The following is a 12083-nucleotide window of genomic DNA, read 5'->3' as shown; positions in this document are numbered from 1 at the left end:
GGAATAAAAGTGAATGAAGATATTTTAGTAAAGAAAATTACTAAGTTAGTTATCGAAAAGCTTAAAGAAATAGAAATAACTACTATTGAAAAAGGAGAAGTTGTAATAGGTGTAAGTCCAACTTTTAATGAAGAAGTTACTACAACACTTTCGGGACTTAAGCACAAAGATGTAATAAGAGAAATAGCTTTAGGAGTTGAAGAGGAAGGCTTAAAGGTTAGAATAATAAAAGTTTTTAAAAGTGCTGATGTAGCTTTTATTGGTAAAGAGGCTGCCGAGTATAGTGGCTCTGGAATAGGAATAGGGCTTCAATCTAAAGGAACTACATTAATACATCAAAGAGATTTATATCCCTTAAGTAATTTAGAATTATTTCCTCAAGCTCCATTAATTGATTTAAAAACTTATAGAAATATAGGAAAAAATGCTGCTAAATATGCAAAGATGACAAATCCAATTCCAATAAAAGTTATTAGTGATTGCATGGTTAGACCTAAATACCAAGTTAAAGCTGCACTTTTTCATATAAAAGATACTGAAAAAGTAATAAGAGGTGTTAAATCAATTGAAATATCATTGGAGGAATTAATATAAAGTACCCATTAAGTGAAAATGATTTTAATATAAAGAGTAAAAGCGGGAAATATCTTAAAGATATATCAATAGATGAAGTTATTAAAGGAAATATAACAGGAGAAGATATTAAAGTTTCAAAAGAGACTCTTAAGATTCAAGGTGAAATAGCTAAAAAAGAAGGAAGGGATCAACTAGGAGAAAATTTTGAAAGAGCTTCGGAGCTTGTAGAGATTCCTGATGATGAATTACTAATTATTTATAATATGTTAAGACCTTATAGAAGTAGTGAAAATGAACTTTTACAGAAAGCTAAGGAGATAAAAGTGAAATTTGGAGCTATAAGGTGTAGTGAATTAATAATGGATGCTTTAAAGACCTATAAAAAAAGGGGTATTTTAAGAAATTCATGAAAATATGCGGTGTTGACATTGGTAATTCAACAACTGAGGTAACCTTATGTGATATTAATCTTTTAAATAAAGATATTATCTATTTGGGATCTTTCTCGGTAAAAACAACAGGTATAAAGGGAACTAAAGATAATGTAATTGGAATTAGAAATGCAATAAATAAGTTAGTCAAGAATTTAAATATTAAAATTCAAGATATAGACTTAATAAAAATAAATGAAGCAGCTCCTGTAATAGGTGAAAATGCAATGGAAACTATATCAGAAACAATTATCACTGATTCAGCAATGATTGGTCATAATCCTGAAACTCCTGGTGGATATGGATTAGCATTAGGGGAAACTATAAACCTTGAATATTTAAATGAAATAGATATTAATAAGGATTATATAGTAGTAGTTTCAAATAAATTCAGTTATGAAGAAGCAGCAATAAAAATAAACAATTTATTTGAAAATGAAGTGAAAATCAAAGGAGCAATTTTAGAAGAAGATGAAGGTGTACTTTTAAATAATAGATTAAAAATTAAAATCCCTATTATTGATGAAGTCTCCAATATAGATAAGGTTCCATTAAGTAAACTAGCAGCTATTGAAGTAGCAGAGGTTGGACAAACTATAAAAAAGTTATGTAATCCCTTTGGGATAGCAAGTATTTTTACTTTAACAGCAGAGGAAACAAAAAAGATAGTACCAATTGCAAAGGGACTTATAGGCTTGCGTTCAGGAGTCGTAATTAGAACTCCACAAGGTGAAGTTAAAGAAAGAAAAATTAAAGCTGGAACATTGAAAATAATAGGAAAAAATTTAATAGAAGAAGTAGATATAAATACTGGTGCTGAATATATAATGAGAAAAGTTAATAAAATCGGTGAAATTAAAGATGTAGATGGTGAAAAAGGAACCAATATAGCCTTTATGATAAATGACATAAAAAACCATATGTCAGAAATTTCTGAAATAGACACATCTAAAGTTAAAATAAAAGATATTTTAGCAGTAGATACAACTATTCCTTTGAAAATAAAAGGAGGAATAGCTAATGAAACATATAAAGAAAAAGCAGTTGCAATTGCAATTATGGTTAAAACCCATAAGCTACCATTAAATAGTATTAAAAGTATACTAGAGAGTGAATTGGAGACACCAGTAGAAATTAACGGAATTGAAGGCGTAATGGCAACTATAGGAGCGTTAACAACACCAGGAACTAAATTACCAATTGCAATTGTTGACATTGGTGGAGGATCAACTGATGTTGCTATATTAGAAAAAACAGGAGAGGTTAAATCAATTCATTTAGCAGGAGCCGGTGAACTTGTTACTATGATAATTAATTTAGAACTTGGGCTTAATGATGTAAGTTTAGCAGAAGAAATAAAAAGAAATATAATTGGTAAAGTTGAATCTCTTTATACCCTTAGGACAGAAGCGGGAGAGGTTAAGTTTTTTGATAAACCATTGAATCCTAAATTATATGGGAGAATAGTGGTTATAAAGAATGATAAATTGTTACCAATATACAAAAATATAACAATTGAAGAAGTAGTTAAAGTAAGGCGAAGAGCTAAAGAATCTGTATTTATTAAAAATATAATAAGGGGTTTAAAAACAATTAGTCCTATGGGTAATTTACATTTTATACCTAATGTTGTTTTAGTAGGAGGTTCAGCATTAGATTTTGAGATTCCTAATATGGTTGTTCAAGAGCTATCTAATTATGGAATAGTTAGTGGATGTGGAAATATAAGAAATTCAGAAGGGCCTAGACATGCTGTATCTACAGGGTTAGTTTTACATTATATAGAAAGGATTAAAATAAAGTAATGAATAATCTTTTAAAGATATATAGCGATAGTAATGATACTAAATTAAAATTGGTTAAAGAGGGTATAGAAGAGCAAGGAATATGTTATGAAATTTTATCTTTAAAGTCAGCCTATAATTTAGATATAAAAAAACATCCATTTAGTTTAGCCATAATTATAGATAACAAAGATATATTAATTAAAAGTATAAACTTTATAAAAAGAATCAACTTTAATGTTGAAAATATATCAAATAAATATTTAAAAGAAGTAGGTCTTGATATAGGTAGATATATTAAAGGGTTTCCATTAAAAGGTGATTGGGATGAGTAATTGTAATTATCTAAATTTAAAAATAGTTACTACTATAATAGAAAGAATTGAAATAAAAGCAAAAGAACTTGGTACACCAGTAGTTATTACTATTTGTAATGATTGGGGGTATCCTATAGCAGTTCATGTTATGGATGGAGCTCTCCCTGCTAGTTTTGATATTTCGGTAAATAAAGCTTTTACATCTGCAACTACTAGATTATCGACAAAAGAATTAAGGAATCTATCTAAAGATGATGGAGATTTATTTGGAATAATAAATACTAATGATAATAAAATTATAGCTTTTCCAGGAGGTTTTCCATTAATAGTTAATGGGAAAGTTATAGGGGCTATTGGGATAAGTGGTGGAACATCAGATTATGATAATAAGCTTGCTTTTTTAGGTAAGCTGATATGTGAGGAGGTCATAGAGTGTTTAGCGATGAAAAGTCAATAGAGGAAATTGTTATTAAGGTATTAGAAGAAATTCATACTGACAGAAAAACTAAATGTAATAAAAATTGCAATAGTAATTGTGGATGTAATAAAGATAAATTTATATTCTCGTCAGTAGATGATGCTGTAGCAGCTGCTAAGAAATCATTTTTTGAATTAAAAAAACTTACTATTAGAGAAAGAGAGGAGATAATTAAAAATATAAGAAAGAAATGTTTAGACTATGCAGATAAATTATCTATTATGGCTGTTGAAGAAACTGGAATGGGGAAAGTTGAAGATAAAGTTACAAAACATATATTAATAGCAGAAAAAACTCCAGGAACAGAGGATTTGAAAACTACAGCATGGAGTGGTGATGGTGGTCTTACATTAATTGAGCAAGGGGCATTTGGTGTTATAGCAGCAATTACTCCTTCAACTAATCCAACAGCTACAGTTTTATGTAATGCTATTGGGATGATATCTGCAGGAAATACTATAGTTTTTGCACCGCATCCTAATGCAGTTAAATGTTCTAATTTAGCAGTAAAACTAATAAACGAAGCATCAAAAGAAGCTGGAGGACCAGAAAATATTGCAGTTTCATTTAGAAAGCCAAGTATAGATATAACTACAGAATTAATGAAACATAAGGATATAGCATTAATCTCTGCAACAGGTGGACCCGGAGTTGTAAACCAAGCACTATCATCTGGAAAAAGAGCATTAGGGGCTGGTGCAGGCAATCCACCAGTTATAGTTGATGAAACAGCTAACATAGAAAAAGCAGCTAAAGATATTATAGATGGAGCAACTTTTGATAATAATCTTCCATGTATAGCAGAAAAGGAAGTAATAGTAATAGATAGTGTCAGTAACAAGTTAATAGAATATATGATTAAATTTGGAGCCTATTTATTAAAAGATAAGGAGCAAATTAAAAGGCTTGAAGATAAATTGCTAATTAAAAATGGTAAAAAAGTAACTTTAAATAGAGATTTTGTTGGAAAAGATGCAAAAGTAATATTAGATTCTATAGATATTTTAGTAGACGATTCTATAAAATGTATAATTTTTGAAGGAGATAAGGATAGTTTATTAATTAAAGAAGAATTAATGATGCCAATACTTGGAATTGTTAAAGTTAATAATTTTGATGAAGCAGTAGAATGTGCGTTAGAGCTTGAACATGGTAATAGACATTCAGCTCATATGCATTCCAAAAATATAGATAATTTAACTACATTTGCGAGAGTTATTGATACAGCTATTTTTGTTAAAAATGCTCCATCTTATTCAGCTTTAGGGGTAAATGCTGAAGGATTTGCAACTTTTACAATAGCTAGTAAAACAGGAGAGGGATTAAGTTCCACTAAAACGTTTACTAAAAATAGACGTTGTGTATTATCAGATGGTCTTTCAATTAGATAATAAATAGGGAGGTTAGTATGGAGGTTAATAATATTAATATTGAAGACATAGTTAAAAGTATAATTAGAGAAATGACACAACAAACTGAGAAAAGTGATTTAAATACTTCAAAGTTAAATACAAATACATCTAAGGTAGGTATGCTTATAGCAAAAGAGGAAATAGAAATAAAAGAATTTGACATTCCTGAAATAGGTGATGATGAAATTTTAATAAAAGTAGAAGGATGTGGAATTTGCGGTACAGATGTACATGAATATAGAAAGGATCCTTTTAACATTATACCAGTAGTATTAGGACATGAAGGAACAGGAGAAATTATAAAAATAGGCAAAAATATTAATAAGGATTCAGCTGGTGTACCTCTTAATATAGGAGATAAAATAGTAACATGTATTATTCCTTGTGGAAAATGTGATGTTTGCTTAAATCATCCAGAAAAAACCAATCTTTGTGATAATCAGGGCATATATGGATTGATTAGTGATGATAACATTCATTTAAATGGTTGGTTTAGTGAATACTTAGTTTTAAGAAAAGGATCTACTATATTTAATGTATCAGATATGGATTTACATTCAAGATTATTAATAGAACCTTCTGCTGTAGTTGTACATGCTGTCGAAAGAGCAAAAAGTACAGGTTTATTAAAATTTAATTCAAAAGTTTTAGTTCAAGGGTGTGGGCCTATAGGACTATTACTTTTATCAGTTCTTAGAACCCTTGGTATAGAAAATATAATAGCCGTAGATGGAAATGAAAAGAGATTGGAAATGGCTCAAAAGTTAGGAGCAACTAAGATAATAAATATTATGAAAAATAATTCTTTAGAAGAAGTAAAGAATCTATCTAATGGTATAGGAGTAGACTTTGCTTTTCAATGTACAGGATCCCCTAAGGCAGCGTCAGGAATTTGGAAGTTTATTAGACGTGGTGGTGGATTATGTGAAGTAGGATTTTTTGTAGACAATGGAGATGCAACTATAAATCCACATTTTGATATTTGTAATAAGGAAATTACTGTAGTTGGTTCATGGGTATATACACCACAAGATTATTTAACTACTTTTGACTTTTTAAAAAGAGCTAAAGGTATAGGACTTCCAATAAAAGAATTAATAACTCATGAATTTCCACTAGAAAAACTTAAGGAAGCTATTGAAACTAATATCAAACAAGAGGTAATAAAAATAGCAATAATAAACAAATAAGAGGTGCTATTATGAGAGCTTTAGGTATTATAGAAGTTTTCGGATTAACAACAGCATTGGTAGCAGCAGATGCAGCTTGTAAAGCTGGAAATATAAAGATAGAAGCTTTAGATAATAATAAACCAGCAAACGCAGATAAGTTGTTAGTTCCTGTACTTATAATAGTAAAGTTTAGAGGAAGTATAAGTGATGTTGAAATGGCAATGAAAGCTGCAATAAGTGCTGCAAAAAAAATATCTGGAATAAATTGTAGCAAAATTATTGCTAATCCGGATAAGGGTATTGAAAATTTTATAAATAAGAGTTGTATTAAATAAAAACTTAATTTTAAGGAGGATTTTATTATGAAACAAGAAGCGTTAGGAATGATTGAAACTAGAGGTTTAGTAGCTGCTATTGAGGCAGCAGATGCTATGGTAAAAGCAGCTGATGTAGTATTAATAGGAACAGAAAAGATAGGTTCAGGGCTTGTTACAATTATGGTAAGAGGTGATGTTGGAGCAGTTAAAGCGGCTACAGAAGCAGGAGCAGAAGTAGCAGCTAGATTAGGAGAGGTGGTAGCCATTCATGTAATACCAAGACCACACTCATCAGTTGAATGTATATTACCTAAAAGCATTTAATTGGTTGGTGATTTAAATGAACCAAGCTTTAATAGAATTAATTACCAAAGCGTTTGTGGAGGAAATAGATAAAAGTAAGCTTACTAAAGAAAAAAAAGTGAAAATTGGTGTATCTGCAAGGCATATTCATTTATCAGAACAACATTTAAAAGCTCTTTTTGGATTAAATTATAAGTTAAAGATAAAGAAAAAGTTAATGGGGAATCAATTTGCAGCTGAAGAAACCGTTACCATCATTGGGGATAACCTTAGAGCTATTGAAAAAGTAAGAGTATTAGGTCCAGTAAGAGATAAAACTCAAGTAGAGATATCATTAACTGATGCCATTACATTAGGAATAAAAGCGCCAATAAGGTTATCAGGAGATATTAATAATTCAGAAGATATTACTATAGTAGGCCCTAAAGGTGTTGTAAAGATAGAAGAAGGATGTATAGTAGCCAAAAGACATATTCATATGACTAAAGAAGATTATATTAAATTAGGTATTGAGAGAAATATAGTTTCAGTTAGAACTAACGGTATAAGAAAAGCTTTGTTAGAGGATGTAGATATAAGAGTTGGAGAAGGATATGATTTGGAGATGCATATAGATACTGATGAAGCTAATGCGCTAAATATAAAAAATGGAGAATTTGTTGAAATAATTTAAGAGGGCTTTATTTATTTAAAGCCTTTTCTCCTTAAAGGAGGGAGATTTATGATATTAGGAAAAGTAATAGGAAACATAGTTAGCACTCGTAAAGAAGAGAGCCTTATGGGCTATAAATTGTTAATCGTAGAACCGTTGGAAGAATATAATAACAATAAAAATTTAGTAGCTATTGATAGAGTTGGAGCTGGGATTCAAAGTATAGTTATAGTTAGCACAGGTTCTAGTGCTCGAGTAGGTCTACATAAGGATAATGTTCCAATAGATGCGACTATAATTGGCATAGTAGATGAATAGTGTTGTAAAAGAAGGAAGGAAGTTATTATGGAGCTTGAAGACATTAAACAGTTATTAAAAGAGAAAGGAATAGTAGGGGCTGGAGGAGCAGGATTTCCTTTATATGCTAAGTTGTCAAAAGAAGTTGATACTGTTATTTTAAATGCAGCTGAATGTGAACCACTTTTTAGAGTAGATAGAAACATATTAAAGGAGCATTCTTTACAAGTTTTAGAAGGCTTAAATTTTATAGTAGATATATTAGATGCTAAAGAAGGAGTAGTAGCAATAAAGGAACATTATATAGAAGCTAATCAAGCTATTGACAATATAATATCTACATTTCCTAGGTTAAAAAAGAAATTACTTAAAGATGGATATCCAGCGGGAGATGAGGTTATTTTAACTTATGAAACTACTGGAAGAGTAGTGCCACAAGGTGGAATACCATTAAACGTTGGAATTATGGTTATGAATGTTGAAACAGCTTTTAATGTATATAATGCAGTAAGAAAAAATAATCCAGTTACACATAAATATTTAACTGTTTCAGGTGCTGTAAATACACCAAAAACATTATATGTTCCTATTGGAATTAAATTTAAAGAGTTAATCCCTGAAGTTAATGGTATAAATATAGAAGAATATAAATTATTAGTTGGCGGACCAATGACAGGAAGAATAGGCAATTTAAATGAAACAGTAACAAAAACTACAAAAGGAATATTTATATTACCAAAAGATAATCCAATAATAGAATTAAAAGAATATAATTTAAATAGTTTAGTGAAGAGATCTATGGGAACTTGTTCACAATGTAGAATGTGTACTGATCTTTGTCCAAGAAATTTAGTAGGACATTCTATTGAGCCACATAAAATAATGAATTCTCTTATCTTTGGATTAGACTTTAACTCAGAAGTTTTTATAAATGCTTTAGCTTGTTGTGAATGTAACTTATGCTCTGCCTATGCATGTCATCAAAGTTTAAATCCTAAAGCTATTATTTCAGAATTGAAAACTAAACTAAGAGAACAAGGAATAAAGCCAAGGTTTAATAATGAAGCTATAGTTAAAGAGGAAAGAGAATATAGAAGAGTTCCTGTAAAAAGAGTTATATCAAGGCTTAAATTATCAGAATTTGATAAGGATGCACCAATAGCAGATATAAAAGATAAGCCTAGTATATTAAAAATAAACAAAAAACAATCTATTGGAATTTTAGTTAATACAGTAGTCAAAATTGGTGATAGAGTAAAAAAGAAAGATGTAATAGGGGTAATTGATGAAAAAGATTTAGGCGTATATTTACATTCACCAATAGATGGGATAATTATAGATATTGATAAAGATAGCATATCCATAAGAAAGGAGGAGTAACCTTGAATAGTGCATTAGGATTAGTGGAGTATTTAAAAGTTCCAACTGGAATGATTGCTGCAGATAAAATGGTAAAGACCTCTGATATAAAAATAATTCATGCAGCTACAGTATGTCCAGGTAAATATATAGTATTATTTAAAGGCAGCCTTTCAGCTGTTAAATCTGCTTTGGAAGTTGGAGTGAAAAATTTTGAAAATACTGTTGTAGATAGTTTTTTATTGGGAAATCCAACTGAAAAAATTTATAGTGCTATAACAGGGAGTTGTGAGATAAATATAAATGGAGCTATAGGAATAGTAGAAAGTTACTCTGTAGCATCTATTATAGAAGCTGCTGATATAGCGTCTAAAACTGCAAGAGTTGATTTGATAGAAGTACGTCTTGCAAGAGGAATGTGTGGAAAAAGCTTTTTTATTATAGGTGGTGAATTAGCTGCAGTAGATATGGCTATAAATAATAGTAAAAATTTTTTATACAAAAGTGGTATGTATTTAGACTCAGCTATTATTGCAAAGCCTGATAAGAATTTTATTGATAATTTATATTAACTAATGAGAGAGGATGTAATATAAATGAATATTTTTGATAATGGAGATAAAACCAGAGTTATTCAAGAATATGTACCTGGAAAACAGGTAACATTAGCGCATTTAATTGCGAATCCAGTTCCTGAATTATATGAAAAATTAGGATTACTAATAGAAGGAAGAAATGCACTTGGAATAATGACTATAACGCCTAGTGAAGCATCTATAATTGCCGCAGATGTAGCAACTAAAACATCAAATGTTTCAATAGGATTTATAGATAGATTTAGTGGCTCACTTGTTATTACAGGAAGTGTTTCTTCTGTTAAAGAAGCTTTAAAAGAAGTAATACATGTTTTATGTGATAATTTGAAATTTACAACAACTGATATAACGCATTCTTAGGAGAATTATATGAAAAAAGTAATTTTTATGGGTAAAAGTGGTTGTGGAAAAACTTCCCTTTGTCAAAAGCTTCAAGGTGAAAAATTAAAGTATAAAAAAACACAATCTATAGAAATGTTTATAAATTCCATTGATACTCCAGGAGAATATATAGAGAATAGACATTATTATAGTGCTTTAATAATTACAGCAGCTGATGCTAAAATTATAGCACTAGTTCAAGAGTGTGGAGATATTAATACTAAAATTCCACCAGCTTTCTCAGGGACTTTTGGTAAAGAAGTAATAGGAATTATAACTAAAATTGATAAGTTAGATAAAAATAGCAATATACAAATTACTGAGAATCAATTAAAAGCTGCAGGAGTAAAAAGAATTTTTAAAGTGTCAACTATTACAGGAGAAGGGATAGTTGAATTAAGCGATTATCTAAATATTTAATGATGAATAATAAGAATTAGTTTTATATAAACTAGTTCTTATTATTTTTGATGAAAATATATTGAATAGATGATATAATTTTACATATAAATTTGCCAGCTATGCTATATAGAAAAGGAGAACTTATGAAGATAAATAAAATTTTTGTATTATGTATAACTATAGTAACAATATTAGTTTGGGGGGTTAATATAAGTTTATTTTACAGTAAACGATTAGAGAATCCAATATTCTTTAAAAACTATATAGATTCAGATGGTAATATGTACATTAATTACTTAGACAATGATTATAATGAAGATTATATAGTATCAATTTCATTTCCAGAAATAAATGAGGAAAGATTTTATGTAAATAATCATAACATAATGAATAATAATGGATATATATTAAGAGAAATTATATTAGATAATAATTTTATAAATGATTTATTAGTAAAAGAAGAAAGTGATGTTAATGTTACAAAAATAAAATACTATACTAATGAAGGTGCAACAAATATAGTTAATATAGGTGAAATAAATTTCTCTAAACCAATTCTATATGATAAAAAATATTTAATTTTAAAAGAAAATTTAAGTTATACACAGAATTATACTAGTACTATAAGTTTTATAGCCAAAGACACTGTAAAGTTAGAAGAGTATACTAGCAAGTATAAAGAATTTATATTAGATAATTATTACATATATATAAATGATGAACCTATTCAAAATATATCATATCCTATAGAATTTAAAAGAGACGAAAATATTAAATTAAGTTACAAAAAAAAGTATGAAAATAGTGATAGTGTAGGATTTGGGATTATGTATAATATGTTTATTGCTTTTAAGTTCGTAGATCCGGAGGGAACAATAGATTATAAAAAATTATATTTTACTAATCAAAATAGTGATTATAGTAAATATATGAATAAAAAATCAATTGATAAGCTAAAAGAAGGGAGAATTTTATAAGATGAATAAACAATATAAAAAATTGTTTTGGGGACTTATTTTTATAAGTTTTAATTTTACCTTTTTTAACATAAATATTCTTCCTGATTTTATAGGTTATATACTCATAACTTATGCTTTGACAGAGTTAAGTAAAGTAGAAGAAGCGTATATAAAAGGTAAAAAGTATTCAGAAATAATGATATTATTCTCTATATTTAAATTGTTTATACCATTCCCAAACTTTAATTTTACTATTTCTACTGAAAATATCGCTATATTAATAATTAGTAATTTATTTAATATAATTAATTTAATATTATATTACTATATATGTAAAGGGATATATAATCAAAGTGAAAAAGTTAATAATATAGAATTAAAAAATATTTGTAGTTTTAGGTGGAATTTGAAGTTTTATTTAACCTGTATTGCTTTGCTTATTTCTGCATTCTATATAAATTTAAGTACATATGTTGAACTGATATTGATGTACGTATATATATTAATAACAATTATTAATATTTTAATAATATTATTAGTTAGAAAAACTATGAAAATTTTTAATGAAATATAGCTAATAATTACATTTTTTACTTATCCTAAATTCTTTGAAATAGGACATACTATAAAGGTGAATAAAATAAAGG

The 12083-nt window shown here is 28.4% G+C and carries 17 protein-coding genes; all 17 read left to right on the top strand.

The window, feature by feature from the left end; genetic code table 11:
• The first annotated feature begins 9 nt into the window (after positions 1-9).
• The 17 genes from BTM21_RS05785 (at position 10) to BTM21_RS05705 (ending at position 12010) form a co-directional block, all read left to right on the top strand.
• Complete coding sequence (locus BTM21_RS05785) at positions 10-594, top strand: propanediol/glycerol family dehydratase medium subunit (RefSeq protein ID WP_021875654.1); 585 nt, start codon at positions 10-12, stop codon at positions 592-594.
• The gene (locus tag BTM21_RS14225) at positions 573-986 is read left to right on the top strand and encodes a diol dehydratase small subunit (RefSeq protein ID WP_079481350.1); all 414 of its coding nucleotides are present in this window, start codon (positions 573-575) and stop codon (positions 984-986) included. The genes BTM21_RS05785 and BTM21_RS14225 overlap by 22 nt, the downstream gene beginning before the upstream one ends.
• Complete coding sequence (locus BTM21_RS05775) at positions 983-2812, top strand: diol dehydratase reactivase subunit alpha (RefSeq protein WP_079481351.1); 1830 nt, start codon at positions 983-985, stop codon at positions 2810-2812. Before BTM21_RS14225 ends, BTM21_RS05775 begins: the two co-directional genes overlap by 4 nt.
• Positions 2812-3126 carry a hypothetical protein gene (locus BTM21_RS05770; RefSeq protein ID WP_021875657.1) on the top strand — a complete coding sequence of 105 codons (315 nt, stop codon included), beginning with the start codon at positions 2812-2814 and terminating at the stop codon, positions 3124-3126. The genes BTM21_RS05775 and BTM21_RS05770 overlap by 1 nt, the downstream gene beginning before the upstream one ends.
• Positions 3119-3565: a GlcG/HbpS family heme-binding protein gene (locus BTM21_RS05765; RefSeq protein ID WP_079481352.1), complete on the top strand. Its 447-nt coding sequence runs from the start codon at positions 3119-3121 to the stop codon at positions 3563-3565. Before BTM21_RS05770 ends, BTM21_RS05765 begins: the two co-directional genes overlap by 8 nt.
• Positions 3541-4977: an aldehyde dehydrogenase family protein gene (locus BTM21_RS05760; RefSeq protein ID WP_021875658.1), complete on the top strand. Its 1437-nt coding sequence runs from the start codon at positions 3541-3543 to the stop codon at positions 4975-4977. Before BTM21_RS05765 ends, BTM21_RS05760 begins: the two co-directional genes overlap by 25 nt.
• A 17-nt stretch (positions 4978-4994) precedes the next feature.
• Positions 4995-6188 carry a zinc-dependent alcohol dehydrogenase gene (locus tag BTM21_RS05755; protein ID WP_021875659.1) on the top strand — a complete coding sequence of 398 codons (1194 nt, stop codon included), beginning with the start codon at positions 4995-4997 and terminating at the stop codon, positions 6186-6188.
• A gap of 11 nt (positions 6189-6199) precedes the next feature.
• Entirely contained in the window at positions 6200-6505 is a 306-nt protein-coding gene (locus BTM21_RS05750; RefSeq protein WP_021875660.1) for a BMC domain-containing protein, read from the top strand.
• 27 nt (positions 6506-6532) lie between these two features.
• Positions 6533-6811 carry a BMC domain-containing protein gene (locus BTM21_RS05745; protein ID WP_021875661.1) on the top strand — a complete coding sequence of 93 codons (279 nt, stop codon included), beginning with the start codon at positions 6533-6535 and terminating at the stop codon, positions 6809-6811.
• Positions 6812-6827: 16 nt separating this feature from the next.
• On the top strand, positions 6828-7463 hold the full coding sequence (gene pduL, locus BTM21_RS05740) for a phosphate propanoyltransferase (RefSeq protein ID WP_079481353.1): 636 nt from the start codon (positions 6828-6830) through the stop codon (positions 7461-7463).
• Between the two features lie 48 nt (positions 7464-7511).
• Positions 7512-7760 (top strand): EutN/CcmL family microcompartment protein, encoded by a 249-nt coding sequence (locus BTM21_RS05735; RefSeq protein WP_079481354.1) that lies wholly within the window; start codon positions 7512-7514, stop codon positions 7758-7760.
• A 27-nt stretch (positions 7761-7787) separates the two neighbouring features.
• Entirely contained in the window at positions 7788-9119 is a 1332-nt protein-coding gene (locus BTM21_RS05730) for a 4Fe-4S dicluster domain-containing protein (protein ID WP_021875664.1), read from the top strand.
• A gap of 2 nt (positions 9120-9121) precedes the next feature.
• Entirely contained in the window at positions 9122-9670 is a 549-nt protein-coding gene (locus BTM21_RS05725; RefSeq protein WP_079481355.1) for a BMC domain-containing protein, read from the top strand.
• Positions 9671-9694: 24 nt separating this feature from the next.
• Positions 9695-10054, top strand: a complete 360-nt coding sequence (locus BTM21_RS05720; RefSeq protein WP_021875666.1) for a BMC domain-containing protein — start codon at positions 9695-9697, stop codon at positions 10052-10054.
• A gap of 9 nt (positions 10055-10063) precedes the next feature.
• Positions 10064-10495, top strand: a complete 432-nt coding sequence (locus tag BTM21_RS05715; RefSeq protein WP_021875667.1) for a EutP/PduV family microcompartment system protein — start codon at positions 10064-10066, stop codon at positions 10493-10495.
• Between the two features lie 125 nt (positions 10496-10620).
• Positions 10621-11454 carry a hypothetical protein gene (locus BTM21_RS05710; RefSeq protein ID WP_079481356.1) on the top strand — a complete coding sequence of 278 codons (834 nt, stop codon included), beginning with the start codon at positions 10621-10623 and terminating at the stop codon, positions 11452-11454.
• A gap of 1 nt (position 11455) precedes the next feature.
• A complete protein-coding gene (locus tag BTM21_RS05705) occupies positions 11456-12010 on the top strand; it encodes a hypothetical protein (RefSeq protein WP_021875669.1) in 555 nt (184 codons plus the stop codon).
• Positions 12011-12083 lie beyond the last annotated feature (73 nt).

This window comes from Clostridium chauvoei, from assembly GCF_002327185.1.
Lineage (GTDB): Bacteria > Bacillota > Clostridia > Clostridiales > Clostridiaceae > Clostridium > Clostridium chauvoei.
The sequence above is the reverse complement of the archived record's forward strand: the minus strand, read 5'-3'. Positions and strand labels throughout refer to the sequence as shown.

Coding starts and splice junctions, on each gene's coding strand:
- BTM21_RS05770 (WP_021875657.1), top strand. CDS start 2,812: ATGAATAATCTTTTAAAGATATATAGCGATAGTAATGATACTAAATTA.
- BTM21_RS05710 (WP_079481356.1), top strand. CDS start 10,621: ATGAAGATAAATAAAATTTTTGTATTATGTATAACTATAGTAACAATA.
- BTM21_RS05730 (WP_021875664.1), top strand. CDS start 7,788: ATGGAGCTTGAAGACATTAAACAGTTATTAAAAGAGAAAGGAATAGTA.
- BTM21_RS05735 (WP_079481354.1), top strand. CDS start 7,512: ATGATATTAGGAAAAGTAATAGGAAACATAGTTAGCACTCGTAAAGAA.
- BTM21_RS05705 (WP_021875669.1), top strand. CDS start 11,456: ATGAATAAACAATATAAAAAATTGTTTTGGGGACTTATTTTTATAAGT.
- BTM21_RS05755 (WP_021875659.1), top strand. CDS start 4,995: ATGGAGGTTAATAATATTAATATTGAAGACATAGTTAAAAGTATAATT.
- BTM21_RS05745 (WP_021875661.1), top strand. CDS start 6,533: ATGAAACAAGAAGCGTTAGGAATGATTGAAACTAGAGGTTTAGTAGCT.
- BTM21_RS05765 (WP_079481352.1), top strand. CDS start 3,119: ATGAGTAATTGTAATTATCTAAATTTAAAAATAGTTACTACTATAATA.
- BTM21_RS05715 (WP_021875667.1), top strand. CDS start 10,064: ATGAAAAAAGTAATTTTTATGGGTAAAAGTGGTTGTGGAAAAACTTCC.
- BTM21_RS05750 (WP_021875660.1), top strand. CDS start 6,200: ATGAGAGCTTTAGGTATTATAGAAGTTTTCGGATTAACAACAGCATTG.
- BTM21_RS05775 (WP_079481351.1), top strand. CDS start 983: ATGAAAATATGCGGTGTTGACATTGGTAATTCAACAACTGAGGTAACC.
- BTM21_RS05720 (WP_021875666.1), top strand. CDS start 9,695: ATGAATATTTTTGATAATGGAGATAAAACCAGAGTTATTCAAGAATAT.
- pduL (WP_079481353.1), top strand. CDS start 6,828: ATGAACCAAGCTTTAATAGAATTAATTACCAAAGCGTTTGTGGAGGAA.